15 protein-coding genes and 1 pseudogene are annotated in these 16572 nt (G+C 67.1%); 6 read left to right on the plus strand and 10 right to left on the minus strand.

From position 1 onward, the window contains the following. Nucleotides 1–14: 14 nt before the first annotated feature. Nucleotides 15–614 carry a LysE family translocator gene (locus tag CLG85_RS11750; protein WP_095883374.1) on the minus strand — a complete coding sequence of 200 codons (600 nt, stop codon included), beginning with the start codon at nucleotides 612–614 and terminating at the stop codon, nucleotides 15–17. Nucleotides 615–822: 208 nt separating this feature from the next. On the opposite strand from CLG85_RS11750, the gene CLG85_RS11755 reads away from it, so the two are divergent. Further along, on the plus strand, nucleotides 823–1584 hold the full coding sequence (locus CLG85_RS11755; RefSeq protein WP_095883373.1) for an SDR family oxidoreductase: 762 nt from the start codon (nucleotides 823–825) through the stop codon (nucleotides 1582–1584). 23 nt (nucleotides 1585–1607) lie between these two features. Further along, a complete protein-coding gene (locus tag CLG85_RS11760) occupies nucleotides 1608–2531 on the plus strand; it encodes an NAD(P)-dependent oxidoreductase (protein ID WP_095883372.1) in 924 nt (307 codons plus the stop codon). Nucleotides 2532–2554: 23 nt separating this feature from the next. Here CLG85_RS11760 and CLG85_RS11765 read toward each other — a convergent pair whose 3' ends face one another. The 3 genes from CLG85_RS11765 to CLG85_RS11775 form a co-directional block, all read right to left on the minus strand. After that, on the minus strand, nucleotides 2555–3559 hold the full coding sequence (locus CLG85_RS11765) for a LacI family DNA-binding transcriptional regulator (protein WP_260348925.1): 1005 nt from the start codon (nucleotides 3557–3559) through the stop codon (nucleotides 2555–2557). Between the two features lie 318 nt (nucleotides 3560–3877). Next, nucleotides 3878–4198, minus strand: coding sequence for a branched-chain amino acid transport AzlD family protein (locus CLG85_RS11770; RefSeq protein ID WP_224847239.1), 321 nt, complete (start codon nucleotides 4196–4198; stop codon nucleotides 3878–3880). Next, nucleotides 4195–4917 (minus strand): AzlC family ABC transporter permease, encoded by a 723-nt coding sequence (locus tag CLG85_RS11775; protein WP_260348926.1) that lies wholly within the window; start codon nucleotides 4915–4917, stop codon nucleotides 4195–4197. The genes CLG85_RS11770 and CLG85_RS11775 overlap by 4 nt, the downstream gene beginning before the upstream one ends. Nucleotides 4918–5139: 222 nt before the next feature. On the opposite strand from CLG85_RS11775, the gene CLG85_RS11780 reads away from it, so the two are divergent. The 3 genes from CLG85_RS11780 to CLG85_RS11790 all read left to right on the plus strand — a co-directional run bounded on the left by CLG85_RS11780 (nucleotide 5140) and on the right by CLG85_RS11790 (nucleotide 8802). After that, entirely contained in the window at nucleotides 5140–6921 is a 1782-nt protein-coding gene (locus CLG85_RS11780; RefSeq protein ID WP_095880770.1) for an IlvD/Edd family dehydratase, read from the plus strand. Nucleotides 6922–6982: 61 nt separating this feature from the next. After that, nucleotides 6983–7717, plus strand: coding sequence for an SDR family oxidoreductase (locus CLG85_RS11785; RefSeq protein WP_095880769.1), 735 nt, complete (start codon nucleotides 6983–6985; stop codon nucleotides 7715–7717). Between the two features lie 83 nt (nucleotides 7718–7800). Then, entirely contained in the window at nucleotides 7801–8802 is a 1002-nt protein-coding gene (locus tag CLG85_RS11790; RefSeq protein WP_260348927.1) for an SDR family NAD(P)-dependent oxidoreductase, read from the plus strand. A gap of 90 nt (nucleotides 8803–8892) precedes the next feature. Here the strand turns inward: CLG85_RS11790 and CLG85_RS11795 are convergent, their stop codons facing one another. The 6 genes and pseudogenes from CLG85_RS11795 to CLG85_RS11820 all read right to left on the minus strand — a co-directional run bounded on the left by CLG85_RS11795 (nucleotide 8893) and on the right by CLG85_RS11820 (nucleotide 15238). Continuing rightward, nucleotides 8893–9336: a DMT family transporter gene (locus CLG85_RS11795; protein ID WP_260348929.1), complete on the minus strand. Its 444-nt coding sequence runs from the start codon at nucleotides 9334–9336 to the stop codon at nucleotides 8893–8895. Nucleotides 9337–9427: 91 nt separating this feature from the next. Further along, nucleotides 9428–9802: pseudogene (locus tag CLG85_RS11800) on the minus strand (EamA family transporter); the annotation flags it as partial. Nucleotides 9803–10056: 254 nt separating this feature from the next. Continuing rightward, on the minus strand, nucleotides 10057–11547 hold the full coding sequence (locus CLG85_RS11805; RefSeq protein ID WP_260348930.1) for a D-arabinonate dehydratase: 1491 nt from the start codon (nucleotides 11545–11547) through the stop codon (nucleotides 10057–10059). 159 nt (nucleotides 11548–11706) lie between these two features. Continuing rightward, entirely contained in the window at nucleotides 11707–13302 is a 1596-nt protein-coding gene (locus CLG85_RS11810) for a TRAP transporter large permease (protein WP_260348931.1), read from the minus strand. A gap of 6 nt (nucleotides 13303–13308) precedes the next feature. Beyond that, nucleotides 13309–14115, minus strand: coding sequence for a TRAP transporter small permease subunit (locus tag CLG85_RS11815; RefSeq protein ID WP_224847217.1), 807 nt, complete (start codon nucleotides 14113–14115; stop codon nucleotides 13309–13311). A 103-nt stretch (nucleotides 14116–14218) separates the two neighbouring features. Next, complete coding sequence (locus CLG85_RS11820; protein WP_224847215.1) at nucleotides 14219–15238, minus strand: TRAP transporter substrate-binding protein; 1020 nt, start codon at nucleotides 15236–15238, stop codon at nucleotides 14219–14221. Between the two features lie 262 nt (nucleotides 15239–15500). Here CLG85_RS11820 and CLG85_RS11825 point away from each other — a divergent pair, with 262 nt between their 5' ends. Then, complete coding sequence (locus CLG85_RS11825; protein WP_260348932.1) at nucleotides 15501–16328, plus strand: GntR family transcriptional regulator; 828 nt, start codon at nucleotides 15501–15503, stop codon at nucleotides 16326–16328. The last annotated feature ends 244 nt before the right edge of the window (nucleotides 16329–16572 follow it).

Genomic DNA, 16572 nt, shown 5'->3' on the forward strand with positions numbered 1-16572 from the left:
GGTCTGTGTCTGTGTCAGGTCGCGCCGAAGGCCGACACCAGGGCCAGCGCGACGACGCCCAGCATGGCGAGCGCCATGCCGTAATTGATCCACCGCTGGGTGCGGTAGCTGAGGTTGAGCCGGTGCAGGGTGACGCCCGCCTTGAGCCAGGCCAGATGCACCGGGATCCAGATCGCGTTCATGATGAGGATCTTCGCGGCGGTCTCGAATCCGAGCGCCTCGGGCGCAAAGGAGAACCCGGTGAACATGGCGGTGTTCACCGCATAGGCCTTGGGGTTGATCGCCTGCAGCAGCACGCCGGCACGGACGCCCGGCGCGGTCTTGGCCTCGATGAAGGCGATGCGGCTGCCCGCAAGCGCGATGCGGGCGGCGAGATAAAGCAGGTAGCACACCGACAGTGCCATCAGCACAACCCGCACCGCGGGCGCCGATAGGATGATCGCGGCAAAGCCGGTCAGCACCAGCGTCATCACGAGGTTGGTGCCGATGAAGAGCCCCGTGCCGTAGCGCAGTCCGCCCTGCCAGCCATATGCCGAGCCGACACCGGCGATCGACAGCACCCCCGGCCCGGGGGTGATGAACAGCAGGAACACGGCGGCAGCAAAGCTCAGCATGGGCCGCGCTCTCGGTCCAACAGGGTTGCGCCGGGTCTCCTCACCTCACTCCGCCTCGTCCTCTCCCGTCCCGTGGCTTGTCCTTGCATCCGGGTTCATTTGGTATACCATTTTCCTGAATACGGTCCCGCCCCGTTTTGTCAATGGGGGATGCGGATCACCGCAGCCGTGCCGGGGCACGGGCGGGACCAAGGGAAAAGGAGCTACTATGTCCCTGTTTGATCTGACGGGCCGCACCGCGCTGGTGACCGGCTCGACCATGGGTATCGGCTACGCGCTGGCGCGCGGACTTGCGCAGGCGGGGGCCAAGGTGCTGCTGAACGGGCGCAACCCGCAGCGGCTGGAAGAGGCGGTCACGGCGCTGAAGGCCGAGGGGCATCAGGCCGAGGCGCTCGGCTTCGACGTCACCGACCACGCAAGTGCACGGGCGGCCATCGACCGCTACGAGGCCGAGACCGGACCGATCGACATCCTGATCAACAATGCCGGGATGCAGCACCGCGGACCGCTCGAGGAATTCGAGCCCGAGGCCTTCGACCGGCTGATGCGCACCAATGTCTACTCGGCTTTCTACGTCGGGCAGGCCTGCGCGCGGCACATGATCGGTCGCGGGCAGGGGCGGATCGTCAACATCGCCTCGGTGCAGAGCGCGCTGGCGCGGCCGGGGATCGCGCCCTACACCGCCTCGAAGGGAGCGATCACCAACCTCACCAAGGGCATGGCGACCGACTGGGCGAAACACGGGCTCAACTGCAACGCCATCGCGCCGGGCTATTTCAAGACGCCGCTCAACGCCGCGCTGGTCGCCGATCCCGAGTTCAGCGCCTGGCTGGAAAAGCGCACCCCGGCGGGCCGCTGGGGCGAGGTCGAGGAGTTGGTCGGCGCCTGCGTCTTCCTCTGCGCCCCGGCCTCGAGTTTCGTGAACGGACATACGCTCTTTGTCGACGGCGGCATCACTGCCTCGCTGTAAGGCATCTTTGGGAGGAGAATTTCATGAGCGACAATCCTGTAGTGGGCTTCATCGGCGTGGGCCTGATGGGCCACGGCATGGCCAAGAACATCCTCAAGGGCGGCTACCCGCTCTGGGTGAAGGGCAACCGCGACCGCGCCCCGGTCGAGGACCTGCTGGGGCGGGGGGCGCAGGAGGCGGCCTCGCCGAAGCAGATGGCCGAGACCTGCGACATCATTCATCTGTGCCTGTCGAACTCGCCGCAGGTCGAGGGCGTGATGCGCGGCGCGGACGGCATCCTCGCGGGGGCACGGCCGGGGCTGATCGTGGTGGATTGCTCTACCGCCGATCCCGCATCGACCGAGGCGCTGGCCGCTCAGCTGGCCGAGAAGGGCGGGGCGATGGTCGACGCGCCGCTCGGCCGCACCCCGAAGGAGGCCGAGGAAGGCACGCTCGACGCCATGGTCGGGGCCGATGACGAGACCTTCGCCAAGGTCCTGCCGGTGATCGAGAGCTGGGCGGGCAACATCAACCGCGTCGGCGGGGTCGGGGCGGGCCACAAGATGAAGCTGGTGATGAACCTCATCTCGATGAGCTACGCCGCGCTCTATGCCGAGGCGACGGTGCTGGCGGCCAAGTCCGGCATCTCGCCGCAGACGGTGCGGCAGGTGATCGGCTCCAGCCGGCTCGGCAACGGCTTCTTCGACACCTTCATGCGCTACGCGGTCGACCGGGACATGGAGGCGCATAAGTTCAGCATCTTCAACGGCGGCAAGGACGTGCGCTATGCCAATGCGATGGCGGCCAAGGTCAACGCGCCGGCGCTGATCGCCAGCGCGACCCGGCACTATTTTTCCACCGCCGAGGCGACGGGGCACGGCGCGGACTACGTGCCGAGCCTGTCGGACCGGATCGCCGAGATGGGCGGGATCGATCTGGCCGAGGAGGTGAAGAAGGGCGAGGTCTGAAGCCCGGCTGCCGTTCCACGAGGTCAGCTCGTGGCGCGGCGGATCAGCTTGAAGCCCAGATCCTCGCGCAGGCCGCAGGGGATATCCCCTGCAAGGATCAGCTCGGCGGCGCGGCGTCCGATGGCGGCGCCGTCGATATGGATCGTGGTCAGCGCCAGCGCCGAGTCCTGCGCCATGTCGAAATCGCCGAAGCCCGAGATCGCCAGCCGCCCGGGCACGTCGAGCCCGCGCCGCCGCGCTTCGCAGAGCGCCCCCATGGCCACCATGTCGCTGACGCAGACCACCGCCTCGGTGTCGGGCCAGCGGCGCAGGATCTCGGTCAGCCCCTCGGCGCCATAATCCGGCCCCACGGCTTCGGGCCGAGCCTTCACCGCCACCACGCGCTCTCCGGCCAGTTGCCCGGCGCAGTCGCGGTAGCCCTCCATGCGCAGCCGCGCGCGCCGGTCGTGCTGCCGGTCGAGTCCGAGGAAGGCGACCCGGTGCCGCCCGGTCTCGACCATGTGACGGGTCAACGCGGCCCCGGCGGCGCGATTGGAAAATCCCACTGCCGCATGCACCGGCTGCTTCGGCAGCTCCCAGAGCTCCAGCACCGGCAGCCCGGCGCGGGACAGCACCCGATGCGCCGCCTCGGTATGATCGTCCGAGGTGAGCACCAGCGCTTCGGGGCGGCGGCCGAGCATGGTGGGCAGCAAAGCCGCCTCGGCCTCGGGGGCGTATTGCGTGGCCGAGAGCATAAGCTGCAGCCCGCCGTCGGCGAGGCCCTCCGTCAGGCCGCGCACGGTGGCGGCGAAGACCGCCTCCTCCAGCGTAGAGACCAGCGCGCCGACCACCCGCGAGCGCTGCGAGCTGAGCGCGCCCGCGGTCTCGTCAAGCACGTAGCCGAGCTCGTCCACCGCCGCCTGCACCTTGCGCAGCGTGGCGGGGCTGACCTTGGAGGGGGTGCGCAGGGCGCGGCTCACGGTGATCTTGCCCACGCCGGCGCGGGCGGCCACGTCGCCCATCGTCACCCATTTCCTGCCGTCTGCCATGATCCGCCTGCCTGCCCCCTGTTGACGGGCTCTCGTACACGGTGGTATCGATACCATGAAGACGCGAAGCCGTATCGGAGAATCGCAGTTTCGTGAGCGTGTCGTTCTGGCTGCTCGGGAAACGGGCAGGATCACCTCGGCGCGCCATCACCTGAGCAGGTGCAGGTCAGGACATATTGCCGGGGCGCGATTCAATTCCGCCCGGCAAACCGCGAAGCCCGCCGCCCTCGCAGCCGGTGGCGCTTCGCAGGGGGTCGGTCTCGGAGGAGGGGGCCGGCCCTCTCTCTTTTCCGGCCCCGAATTCTGCCTCGGGTCGCGTCAGAGCAGCGCCTGCATCAGGTAGAGCGTGCCCATCCCCGCCACCAGCGCGCCGGTGACCGACAGGCGCAGCGCCACGAGGAAGGTCACCAGCGCGGCGATGATCCGCGCGGGCTCGGTCTCGCCTCCGGTTGCCTGCGGCCAGAGCACCAGCGGCGTCACCATGGCGGGCAGCACGCCGACGCCGACGTACTTGAGGTGCAGGACGGCCCAATCCGGCAACTGCCTGCGACCGAAGAAACCGAGGAAGGAGAATCGGATGAGGAAGGTGCCGATCCCCAGAAGGATGGTGAGCGTCCAGAAGGTTGTGTCGTCGATCATGCCCGTCCTCCCGAGGTGAGGCGCGCGGCCCGGCGGCGCAGCGCCAGCTCCGCCTGCGCGCCGACCAGCATGGCCACCAGCGCCGCGGCGATGAGCCCGAGCCCGGCGGGAAAGCCCGCAAAGAGAATCGCGCAGACGACCGAGACCGCCGCGGCCAGCATGTGCGGCAGCGAGCGCAGCAGCGGCGCGGTGATCGCGATGAAGCAGACGGGGCCGGCGAAATCGAGCTGCAACGAGGCCGGGATCGCCGTGCCGACCAGCGCGCCAAGCAACGTGCAGCCGTACCAGAACGGGCAGATCAGGGCCATGACCCCGAAATAGTAGGCGACACGCTCGTCGCGGCTCATGCCGGGCTTTTCCTCGTAGGTCTTCACCGCCACGGCATAAGCCTGGTCGACCATGAGATAGGCCATCAGAGCCCGCACCCCGAGCCTGGCGTGGCCCACATGCGGCACCAGCGCCGCCGAGTAGAGCGCCATGCGCAGGTTGACCGCCAGCGCCGCGGTGAGCGCGATGAAGACCGGCGCGTGCTCCTGCAGCAGCGCCAGCGCGGTGAACTGCGAGGCGCCGGCGATCACCAGCACCGACATGGTCATGACCTGCAGGATGTCGAGCCCGGCGTCGCGGGCGACGACTCCGAAGAGCAGCGAGAAGGGGATGACCACGGTGACGAAGGGCGCGCAGTCGCGATAGCCCTGCCAGAAGGCGGCGCGGGTCATGCGGCGTTCCTTGTTCGGCACGTCTTCGCGCGGCTCAATATCTCGGAATTAAACGGAAATGATCCGCTGCCTCGCGGCCCGGCACGCATTGGCAATCGCTCCTCCCATGATTGCTCTTGCATTTGGTATACCAAATTGGGAAGCTGCTGCAAGAACGAGCGCGTCACGCGGCGCGCCTGAGGAAGGCGCGCGGGGAGGCGCGTCAAGGAGAGGAAGCTACCCGTGTCCGACACACGTGCCAACAAACGATTCCGCTCGCAGGAGTGGTTCGACAACCCCAACAATCCCGGCATGACGGCGCTCTATGTCGAGCGCTATCAGAACCAGGAATACACCCGCGACGAGCTGCAGGCAGAGAAGCCGATCATCGGCATCGCCAACAGTGGCTCGGACATCGCGCCCTGCAACAAGATCCACGTCTTCCTGATGGACCGGATCAAGGCGGGCATCCGCGAGGCGGGCGGGATCCCGATGGAATTCCCGGTGCACCCGATCCAGGAGACCGGCAAGCGGCCCACCGCGGCGCTCGATCGGAACCTCAGCTACCTCGGTCTCGTCGAGGTGCTGCACGGCTACCCGCTCGATGGCGTGGTGCTGACCACCGGCTGCGACAAGACCACCCCCGCCATGCTGATGGGCGCGGCCACGGTCGACATCCCGGCCATCGCGCTCAACGGCGGGCCGATGCTCGACGGCTGGTGGAAGGGCAAGCGCGCGGGCTCGGGCACCATCGTCTGGGAATCGCGCCGCCTGCTCTCCGAGGGCAAGATCGACTACGAGGAGTTCATGTCGCGGGTCTGCTCCTCGGCGCCCTCGCTGGGCCATTGCAACACCATGGGCACCGCCTCGACGATGAACGCGATGGCCGAGGCGCTCGGCATGTCGCTCACCGGCAACTCGGCAATCCCCGCGCCGTTCCGCGAGCGCATGGCCATGGCCTACCAGACCGGCAAGCGCATTGTGGAAATGGTCTACGAGGATCTCAAACCCTCGGACATCCTGACCCGCGAGGCTTTCGAGAACGCCATCGTCGTCAACGGCGCCATCGGCGGCTCGACCAATGCCCCGCCGCACCTGCAGGCGGTCGCCCGTCACGCCGGTGTGGAGCTGAACGTCAAGGACTGGGAGACCATCGGCTTCGACGTGCCGCTGCTGGTCAACATGCAGCCCGCCGGTGAATACCTCGGCGAGAGCTTCTTCCGCGCCGGCGGCGTGCCCGCGGTGATGGAGGAACTGCGCAAGGCCGGTCGCATCCACGAGGGAGCGATGACCGCCACCGGCAAAACCATGGGCGAGAACGTCACCGGCCTCGGCAGCCAGGACACCGACGTGATCAAGACCTACGACGCGCCAATGCGCACCAACGCCGGGTTCAAGGTGCTCTCGGGCAACCTCTTCGATTCGGCGCTGATGAAGACCTCGGTGATCTCCGAGGACTTCCAGAAGCGCTTCCTGTCGGAGCCGGGCAGGGAGGGCATCCTCGAGGCCCGCGCCATCGTCTTCGAGGGGCCGGAGGACTACCACGACCGGATCAACGATCCCGACCTGAAGATCGACGAGCATTGCATCCTCTTTATCCGCAACGTCGGCTGCGTCGGTTACCCCGGCTCGGCCGAAGTGGTGAACATGCAGCCGCCGGATGCGCTGATCCGGCGGGGCATCAACCACATGCCGACGGTGGGGGATGGCCGCCAATCCGGCACCTCGGAAAGCCCCTCGATCCTCAACGCCTCACCCGAGGCGGTGGTCGGCGGCGGGCTCGCCTACCTGCAGACCGGTGACATGGTGCGGCTCGATCTCAACACCAGCACGATGAACGCGCTGGTCGAGGATGCCGAGTGGGAGAAGCGCAAGGCCGACTGGACCCCGCCCGAGATCGTCAACCAGACACCCTGGCAGGAGATCTACCGCAAGAACGTGGGACAGCTGTCCGACGGCGGCTGCCTCGAGCTGGCGACGGCCTACCAAAAGGTTGCCCGCAGCCTGCCCCGCGACAACCACTGACACGAACCTGTTCCGGCGCGGGCGCAGCAGGTGCCCGCGCCGTTTCCCTGGGAGAGATTTCATGCAGAGCATCATCATCACCGGCGCCGGCTCCGGCATCGGCCGGCTGACCGCGAAGGCCTTCCTCGACGCGGGCTGGAAGGTCGGCCTCGTCGGCCGCCGCGAGGCGCCGCTGGAAGAGACCGCGGGGGGCAACCCCAATGCGCTGGTCCTGCCCTTCGACGTGGCTGATCCCGAGGCGGTGGAGGCCGGTTTCGACAAGGCCATGGCCGAGTGGGGCCGCCTCGACACGCTCTTCAACAACGCCGGTGTCGGTCTCAAGGGCGCGATGATCGACGAGATCCCGGCCGAGGAATGGCTCAAGCTCAGCTCGATCAACATCACCGGGATGTTCCTCTGCGCCCGCGCCGCCTTTGGCCGGATGCGCCGGCAGGACCCGCAGGGCGGACGGATCATCAACAACGGCTCGGTCTCGGCGCATGTGCCGCGCTGGGGCTCGTCTCCCTACACCACCTCCAAGCACGCGGTCACCGGGCTGACCCGCTCGCTGTCGCTGGACGGGCGGGCCTTTAACATCGCCTGCGGGCAGATCGACATCGGCAACGCGCTGACCGACATGGCGCAGGCGATGACCCAGGGCGTACCGCAGGCCGATGGCTCGATCGCCGTCGAGCCGGTCATGGATGCGGCCCATGTGGCCAGCACGGTGATGCACATGGCGACGCTGCCGCTCGAGGCGAACGTCCAGTTCGTCACCGTCATGGCGCCCGGAATGCCCTACATCGGCCGCGGCTGAGCGCCACGGAGGACCCCGGCGATTTACAATCGGCGGGGTCTGGCCTATCGGGGGGGCGCGACGACAGAATGAGGCGGCCCCTGATGCCCAAGACGCTCGTGACCGGCGCAGCCGGTTTCATCGGTTTCCATCTTTGCAAACGCCTGCTTGCCGAGGGCCACGAGGTCGTCGGCCTCGACGCGGTGACGGATTACTACGACACGGCGCTGAAACGGGCGCGGCTGGCACTGCTCGAGGGCGAGGGCTTCAGCTTCGTCGAGGGCCGGGTCGAAACCGGCGGGCTGCTGCTGGGGCTCTTCGAGAATCATCGCTTCGACTATGTCTACCACCTCGCCGCGCAGGCGGGGGTGCGCCATTCGATCGAGAAGCCGCGCGAGTATCTCGACAGCAATATCACCGGCACCTTCGAGCTGCTCGAGGCGGCACGGGCCTATCCCCCGAAGCACATGCTGATCGCCTCGACCTCCTCGGCCTACGGGTCGAACACCGAGATGCCCTATCTCGAGACGATGAAGACCGACCACCAGATGTCCTTCTACGCGGCGACGAAGAAGGCGACCGAGAGCATGGCGCACAGCTACGCGCATCTCTACGACCTGCCGACCACCATGTTCCGCTTCTTCACCGTCTATGGCCCCTGGGGCCGCCCGGACATGGCGCTCTTCAAGTTCACCAAGGCCATTCTCGAAGGCGCGCCGATCGACGTCTACAACCACGGGCGGATGATGCGCGACTTCACCTTCGTCGATGATCTCGTCGCGGCGCTGCACCGGCTCGCCCCGGTCGCCCCGCAGCGCGGCGCGCCCGCCGGTCCCGAGGACAGCCTCTCGCCGGTCGCGCCCTGGCGGGTGGTGAACATCGGCAACGGTAGCCCGGTGAAGCTCGGCGAGTTCATCGAGGCGATCGAGGCGGCGACCGGCCTTCCGGCCAAGCGCAATCTCTTGCCGATGCAGCCCGGCGACGTGCCGGCGACCTGGGCGGGCACGACGCTGCTGGCGCGCCTCGCGGGCGAGTCGCAATATACCCCGGTCGGCGAGGGCGTGCGCCGCTTCGTCGAGTGGTACCGCGAGTATTACGCCGTCTGAGGCGCGCCTGCAGGCTTTCTTCTAGGCGAAAGTATCCCCGGGGGTGCCCGTAGGGCGGGGGCAGCGCCCCCCCTCTTTTTTGCGCGGCGCTCAGAGCCTTGGCGGGATCTTCGAATGGGGCACCCCTCGCTGCCGTTCGCGGTGCCAGATATAGAGCCCCGCGCCGATGATGATCATCGCGCCGATCAGCGTCCAGATCGTCGGCCATGTGCCGAAGACCAGCAGCCCGGCCGCCGCCGCGCTCATCAGCTGAAGGTAGACCATGGGCGCCAGCACCGAGGCCCCGGCGTAGCGGTGCGCCGCGGTGGCGAGCAGATGCGCCACCGCCCCGAAGACGCCGATCACCGCCAGCATGGCGCCGGTGCCGGCGCTCTCGGGGGCCTGCCAGTCCGGCAGAACGACGGGCGCCAGCAGCAGCGTCGGCAACGCCCCGCCCCAGACCTGCGAGGTGGCGTTGCTCTCGATCCCGGCGAGTTGCCGGGTCAGGATGAAGTAGACCGCCGCGCAGCAGAGCGCGCCCATCGACAGCAGCATGGCGGGATGGAAGTCCGCCCCCCCAGGGCTGCATCACCACCAGCACGCCCAGGAAACCGACGCAGACTGCGCCGATGCGGTGCGGGCCGACCTTTTCGCCGAGCAGGGGGATCGCCAGCAGGGTCACCACGATCGGCCCGGCGAACATGATCGTCGTGGTCACGGTGATCGGCAGGTAGGCCAGCGCGAGGAAGTTGAGCATGGTGCTGCCGAAGAGTCCGGCGGCGCGGATGGTCTGCTTCCAGGGGTGCGCGGTGCGCAGCAGCGAGACCCCCTCGCGCGGCAGGAAGGTCAGCAGCACCAGCACAAGGTGGCCGGCATAGCGGCACCAGACCACCTGCAGCGCCGGAATGCCGTGCTGCAGCAGCCATTTGGCCGATGTGTCGATGCAGGTGAAGCCGATGACGGCCAGCGCCATCAGCATCAGGCCGAAACCCGTCCGGTCTTCGCGGGGAGCAATCGACATGGCTCAGCGCGTCCGCGCCGGAAGGAGGGACATGAGCTGGGCCTTTCAGTTGCTTGCAGAGGGGAAGGTCATTCGCGGCACCATGTGCGCAGGTGTGCCGCCGCACAAGGCAGCGGCACCCGAATTGCGTGCACAGCCGGGCCTGCGGGATTGCACGTCCGTCGGGCGCGCCGATGCGCGGCGGAGAGGGGCGGGCCGGGTTTGGCTGTGGCTCACGTCGCTCTCCCCAGTGCCGCGGCGGGCGCGCCGGCGGATCACATCACCGCGCCGACCTGCCAGGGGACGAACTCGTAGTCGCCGAGCCCCAGCGCCTCGGATTTGCTCTGCTCGCCCGAGGCCATGCGCAGCCACATCTCGTAGATCTCGCGGCCCACTTCCTCGACCGTCGCGCCCTCGGTGAGGATGCGCCCGGCGTTGACGTCCATGTCCTCGGTCTGGCGCTGGTAGAGCTCGTTGTTCGAGGCGACTTTCATCGACGGGCTGGGCTTGGCGCCGAAGGCCGAGCCGCGGCCGGTGGTGAAGCACACGAGGTTGCAGCCCGAGGCGATCTGCCCGGTCACCGAGGCCGGATCGTAGCCGGGGCTGTCCATGAAGGTGAAGCCCTTCGCGGTGACCTGCTCGGCATACTTGTAGACGCCGTTGAGCGGCGTGGTGCCGCCCTTGGCCGCCGCGCCCAGGGATTTCTCGAGGATGGTGGTCAGCCCACCCTTCTTGTTGCCGGGCGAGGGGTTGTTGTCCATCGAGCCGTGGTTGCGCGCGGTGTACTCCTCCCACCAGTGGATGAGGTCGATCAGCTTGTGGCCGATCTCGGGAGTTGCGGCGCGGGCGGTGAGCAGGTGCTCGGCGCCGTAGATCTCGGGCGTCTCGGCCAGCACCCCGGTGCCGCCCTGCGCGACCAGCAGGTCGCAGGCATAGCCGACAGCGGGGTTGGCGGTGATCCCGGACCAGGCGTCCGAGCCGCCGCATTGCAGGGCGACCATCAGCTCCGAGGCGGGGCAGGGGGTGCGGGTGGCCTTGTTGATCTCGGGCAGCATCTTCTCGACCTGCGCGATGCCGTGCTCGACGGTCTTCCTGAGCCCGCCTTCGTCCTGGATGTTCATCTTCTGGAAGAGCGGGCCGGGCTCCAGCCCATAGGCCTGAACCAGCCAGTCGATCTGCATCACCTCGCAGCCGAGGCCCGCCATCAGCACGCCGCCGATGTTGGGGTTGCGCGCGTAGCCCCACAGCACCCGCTGCAGGAACTCGAAGCCGGTGCCGTCGCCGCCCATGGCACAGCCGGTGCCGTGCACGAAGGCGACAACGCCGTCGACATTGGGATAGGCGGCCATCTTCTCGGGGGTGAAGTGCTGGGCGATCATTCGCGCGGCGGTGGCCGAGCAGTTCACCGAGGTCAGGATCGCAAGGTAGTTGCGGGTGCCAACGCGCCCTGTGGAGCGGCGGTACCCCATGAAGGTGTCGGGCGTCTCGACCGGCGGCACCGGGCGCAGGTTGGTGCCGAATTCGTACTCGGCCTCGACGTTGCGGAACTCGAGGTTGTGGGTGTGGATGTGCGCGCCGGCCGAGATGTCCTCGGCGGCATAGCCGATGATCTGGGCGTATTTGCGCACCGCGGCGCCCTTCGCGATGTCGGTGGTGGCCATCTTGTGGCCGCGCGGGATCAGCGTGGTCGCGCCCTCGTCGCCCACCTCCAGCGGGACGACTGCGGTGACGACATTGTCATGTTCGGAGAGGCGGACGGTTTTCATCTTGGCGTGGGCTCCATGGAGCGGCTGGGGATATCTCCGCCATAGGCGCGGCGTGCGGGAGCCGGCGGCGCTCGGACGGGGATCGGTGGGGGAACTTTCTGCCTCCGGCGACGGAGGGTCAAGCAAGGGGGCGGCGCGCACCGCCCCCTCGGGATCGCGTTACAGGAACAGCGTGACGATCGGCGGCCAGGCCAGCAGCACCAGCAGGGCCAGCAGCTGCAGCCCGATGAAGGGCAGGAAGCCGCGGAAGATGTCGGTCAGCGAGATATGCGCCGGGGCGACGGACTTCAGGTAGAAGGCGGCGGGGCCGAAGGGCGGCGACAGGAAGCTGACCTGCATGTTCATGCAGAAGACCACGCCGAACCAGATGGCGATATAGTTGCTGTCGACATGGCCGAGCCAGCCGATCTCCTCGGCGGGCAGGCGCAGCACGATCGGCAGGAACACCGGCATGATCAGCAGCACGATGCCGACCCAGTCCATGAACATCCCCATGATGAGGAAGATGAACATCATCACAAGGATGATTCCCATGGTGGGCAGGTCCGAGCCGACAATCATGTTGGCCACGTAGGTCGGGCCGCCCGCCAGCGTGTAGGCCGCCGCGAGGGCTGCCGCGCCGATGGTCACCCAGATGATCGTGCCGGTTGACTTGAGCGTGCGCATGACCGCGTCCCAGACCACCTCGAAGCTCATCTCGCGGCGGATGAGGCCGATGACGAAGACCGCCACCACGCCCATGCCCGCGGCCTCGGTGATGCCGGTGATGCCGCCGTAGATCGAGCCGAGGACGACGCCGATCACGATGGTCGGGGCGATCAGGCCCTTGCCCATCTCCCAGCCGATGGCGGTGCGCTCGCGGCCGACGACGAAGAAGACCACGATGGCGAAGATCACCAGCGCGCCGACCAGCCAGGGAATGTCCGCGACCATGCCGAGCGGGATCGGGTCCACGCCCTCGGTCACCACGTTGGCGCCGGTCACCGTGAAGAACAGCGCGCGCAAGGTGAGCGCCGCCACGATCCACATGCCGAAGCGCGAGATGAAGCCGAGGAACATGAGGGCCTTCTCGCCGCCCGCGGGGGCATCCGGGTCTGCCGGGGGCAGGGGAGCCTCGTCGGGGTTCATCCGGGTGCGGATGAAGATGTAGATCATGAAGAAAGAGGCCAGCATGAAGCCCGGCAGGAAGGATGCCGTGAACAGCGCCTTGATCGAGGTCTCGGTGACCAGCCCGTAGAAGATCAGCACGATCGACGGCGGGATCATCGTGCCGAGCGAGCCCGAGGCGCAGATGGTGCCGATGGCGAGGTTCTGGTTGTAGCCGAGGCGCAGCATCTGCGGCAGGGCGATGAGGCCCAGCAGCACGACCTCGCCGCCGATGATCCCCGACATGGCGGCCATGATGACGGCCATGATCGAGGTCACGAAGGCGATGCCGCCTCGGGTGCGCGACAGCCACACGTTGAGCGAGCTGTACATGTCCCGCGCGATGCCGGAGCGTTCCAATAGCGAGGCCATGAAGATGAATAGTGGCACCGATATGAGAACGTAGTTCACCATCTGCCGGTAGACCGCCTGGCCGAGCACCGCGAAGGGTCCCATGCCGAAGCGCCCGAACAGCAGGTCGGGGCCGAATTTCATCACCAGTGTCGCAACTGCCAGGAAGGCGGAGGCGAAGCCCAGGGGCATGCCGATCGCCAGCAGGGCGAACATCCCCAGCAGCAGGATCAGGCTGAGTGTGCCGATATCCACCATGTTACGTCAGTCCTCCAGCGTGCGACGGATATTCTCGATCTCGACTTCGTCGATCTCGTCCGCGGGCGAATGGTGTTCGGGGGCCTTGTTCCAGTCGGCGATGAGGTTGGACAGCGCCTGCAGGGCCACGAGGCCGATGATGATGATGAGCCCGATCTTGAGCGTTGCCGGCAGGGGCGGATCCCAGGCGGTACCGAAGGTCTCCATCCGGCCGAGCTTCTGCATGGCCTCGTTGTAGCCGCCCCAGAGCAGGCAGAAGAAGAACACCCAGATCAGCGAGACCGAGATGACGTCGGCCAGCTTCTGCATCCAGCGCGGGAACATGTCGTAGATGATGTAGATGCGGATGTGGCTCCGCTGCTGCATGGCGTAGAGCCCGGCGAGCAGGAACACGAAGGACGCGATCCACAGCGACAGCTCGTTGGCCCAGAGCGTGGGCTTCTCGAAGACGTAGCGGGCCACGACCTCGTAGAACATGACGATCACGATGGCGACGATGCCGATCATCGACAGGCGCGAGAGTACCAGCGACAGGATGTCGAGCGGGCCGGTAGGCGCGATCTCGATCGAACCGCGGCGGTCGGACAGGTAGATCGAGCCGAAGATCAGGGCGGCGAAGAGCGCCCAGAGCATGACCGACACCAGCGGCCGGCCCTCGGGGCGGAGCATTTCGTACATGCCGATCGGCTCTGCCGAGACGAACTGGCCGAGCACGAGCCAGGCGAAGACGGCCAGCGCCAGCCCGGTGCTGGCCATCGCCAGCAGGCGAACCGGTCCGCGCAGTGCGCCGAGCCAGAGGCTTTCATTGGACATTGGGTTAACCCTTTCGGAGGAGTCACAGGGTTCGTGAGACAGGAACGGCGGGCCCGCAGATGGGCCCGCCGCATGGCCTTTTCAGGTCAGACGCGGGCGCGCCTTATTCCGACGACAGCAGGCCGAGCTGGCCCAGGTATGCCTTGTGGCTCTCGACGAGCGCCTTGGCTTCGGGCGACTTCTCGGCCCAGACGTCCCAGGCGGCCTGTGCGGCCTGGCGGAAGGTGGCGCGATCTTCGGCCGTCCAGTTGTGCAGGGTGACGCCGGCCTCGGTCAGGCGGGCAGCCGCCTCGTTGTTGGCCTTCTCGAAATAGAGCGCCGAGCGCAGCGCCAGCTTCTCCATCGCGGTTTCGATGATGCGCTGGTTCTGCTCCGACAGGCCGTCCCAGACCGTCTTGTTGCAAGCCAGGTGGTCCGACGGCATCGAGTGGAAGCCGGGGTAGGTGGCATGCTTGGCGAGATCGAAGAGGCCGATGGACTCGTCGTTCGCGAGCCCCGAGTAGTCGGTGCCCTCGATGATGCCGGTTTCCATCGCGGTGAAGACCTCGGTGAAGTCCATCACGATCGGCGAGGCGCCGAGGTTCGCGAAGATCTCGGTCTCCATCCCCGGGGGCGAACGGAATTTCCAGTCCTTCAGGTCTTCGGGGCCAGCGATCGGGGTCGAGGAGACCAGCGATTCCTGACCGTAGACCCACCAGCCGATCAGCTGCATGCCGAACTCGTTGTAGAGCTCCTGCGCCTGCTCGAGCCCGCCGCCGTAGTAGAGCCACGAGAGCTGCTGATAGGGGGTGTCATAGCCGCCCATGATGTCGCCGACGAACTGGAAGCCGGCGTTCTTGCCGGTCTGGTAGGCACCGCCGGTCATGTCGCAGTCGAGAATGCCGTTGGCGGCCGCGTCGAAGGTCTCGACAGTGGCCACGACCGAGGAGGCGTAGAACATCTCGATGTCGATGGCGCCGCCGGACATCGTCTCCACGTCCTGGACGAATTCCGCGGCAAGTTTGCCCGAGGTCTGCTCGGGGTTGTAATGCGTCTGGATGCGCAGGGTCACGTCCTGGGCCAGCGCCGGGCCGGCAAGAACCGTGGCCGCTGTCGCAGCCTTCAGCAGGGTTTTGATCTTCATGTCTTCCTCCCAGAAGTTTGGGGTTTTCCCCCGGTTGCGGCGCTCCCTCACAGCGCCGGATGGTATACCATCTGGAATCGAGGCTACCTCAGGGTGGGATCGACAATCAACAATTTTTGGTATACCAAATCAGAAATAGGCGGTCACCTTCCCCTCAGGGGTGACCTTGGTCTATACACCGGACCGCTCCGCGCCGCGGGGCGCATGACAAGAGCCGTAAAGGCTGACGAAGAGCCGTAAAGGCTGACACTGAGAGGCACCCATGTCCGAGAGCACCGCCGAGACCTCCTTGGCCGAGCAGATCGCCGCCCAGCTGCGCCGCGATATTCTGCGCGGCAAGCTGCCGCCGGACACCGCGATCAAGGAGCGCGACAATGCCGCCGACCTGGGGGTGAGCCGCACCCCCATGCGCGAGGCGATCCGTATCCTCGCGCAGGAGGGGCTGGTGGTGCTGCGCCCGTCGCGCAGCCCGATCGTCGCCCGGCCCACCGTCAAGGAGGTGCACGACCAGGTCGTGGTGCTCCTCGCGCTTGAGAAACTCTCGGCGCAGATCGCCTGCGAGCGCGCCACCGAGGAGGACCTGTCGCGCCTTGCAGAGCTCAACGAGCGGATCGCCGAGGCCTACGACCAGGTGGATGCCCTGGATCTCTTCGAGATGGACATGGCGTTTCACCGGCTGATCGCCGAGTCAGCCCACAACGAGGCGCTGGCCGAAACCCACCACGCCTATCTCGCCCGGCTGTGGCGCGCACGGTTCCTGTCGGCCACCATGCGCCGCAACCGCGAAAGGGTGGTCTCGCACCACGGCGCGATTATGGAGGCGCTGCGCGCCCGCGACCCCAAGGCGGTCGACGCGGCGCTGGATCAGCACCTGTCGAACCTCGCGGAGGATATCTCCGCCGCGATCGAGGCCGAGAACGCCGACGCGGAGAGGGCAGGGGGGGTAGGGGGCCTTACGGAGTTCGAAAGGGCGGCTGTGCAATCGGCCCCCCTTTTGCTTTGGGAGAGCACCCGGCCAGCCGGCGCGCATGGTCGGGGCTTCTCCTGTGCATGCGTTGTGCCGCCGCGAGTCTGTGTGGGTGCCTTCTGACTCGCTCATTCTCGGTCGTGACTCTGCCTGACTCGGGGGCTTTTGTGGGCAGTGTTGTGGATAACCCTGTGGGTGCCGCAAGATGTGGATCTCGGCGGCTTTGGCGGACGCTGCGGAAGGGGCGCGAACATGCGGGAGCCCGCAAATATTCTGGCTCGTAACCGACTGTATTCATGTTGCTTTATGGGAATTTCCAAAAAACTTCCCTCGGCCTGGAAAAATCCGCTTGCAGGCCCCGGGGGCT

The sequence above is a fragment of the Alloyangia mangrovi genome (assembly GCF_002300555.2).
Classification (GTDB): domain Bacteria; phylum Pseudomonadota; class Alphaproteobacteria; order Rhodobacterales; family Rhodobacteraceae; genus Salipiger; species Salipiger mangrovi.

Coding starts and splice junctions, on each gene's coding strand:
- CLG85_RS11815 (WP_224847217.1), bottom strand. CDS start 14,115: ATGTCCAATGAAAGCCTCTGGCTCGGCGCACTGCGCGGACCGGTTCGC.
- CLG85_RS11820 (WP_224847215.1), bottom strand. CDS start 15,238: ATGAAGATCAAAACCCTGCTGAAGGCTGCGACAGCGGCCACGGTTCTT.
- CLG85_RS11765 (WP_260348925.1), bottom strand. CDS start 3,559: ATGGCAGACGGCAGGAAATGGGTGACGATGGGCGACGTGGCCGCCCGC.
- CLG85_RS11750 (WP_095883374.1), bottom strand. CDS start 614: ATGCTGAGCTTTGCTGCCGCCGTGTTCCTGCTGTTCATCACCCCCGGG.
- CLG85_RS11825 (WP_260348932.1), top strand. CDS start 15,501: ATGTCCGAGAGCACCGCCGAGACCTCCTTGGCCGAGCAGATCGCCGCC.
- CLG85_RS11760 (WP_095883372.1), top strand. CDS start 1,608: ATGAGCGACAATCCTGTAGTGGGCTTCATCGGCGTGGGCCTGATGGGC.
- CLG85_RS11790 (WP_260348927.1), top strand. CDS start 7,801: ATGCCCAAGACGCTCGTGACCGGCGCAGCCGGTTTCATCGGTTTCCAT.
- CLG85_RS11785 (WP_095880769.1), top strand. CDS start 6,983: ATGCAGAGCATCATCATCACCGGCGCCGGCTCCGGCATCGGCCGGCTG.
- CLG85_RS11805 (WP_260348930.1), bottom strand. CDS start 11,547: ATGAAAACCGTCCGCCTCTCCGAACATGACAATGTCGTCACCGCAGTC.
- CLG85_RS11755 (WP_095883373.1), top strand. CDS start 823: ATGTCCCTGTTTGATCTGACGGGCCGCACCGCGCTGGTGACCGGCTCG.
- CLG85_RS11775 (WP_260348926.1), bottom strand. CDS start 4,917: ATGACCCGCGCCGCCTTCTGGCAGGGCTATCGCGACTGCGCGCCCTTC.
- CLG85_RS11810 (WP_260348931.1), bottom strand. CDS start 13,302: ATGGTGGATATCGGCACACTCAGCCTGATCCTGCTGCTGGGGATGTTC.
- CLG85_RS11770 (WP_224847239.1), bottom strand. CDS start 4,198: ATGATCGACGACACAACCTTCTGGACGCTCACCATCCTTCTGGGGATC.
- CLG85_RS11795 (WP_260348929.1), bottom strand. CDS start 9,336: ATGCTGCTGTCGATGGGCGCGCTCTGCTGCGCGGCGGTCTACTTCATC.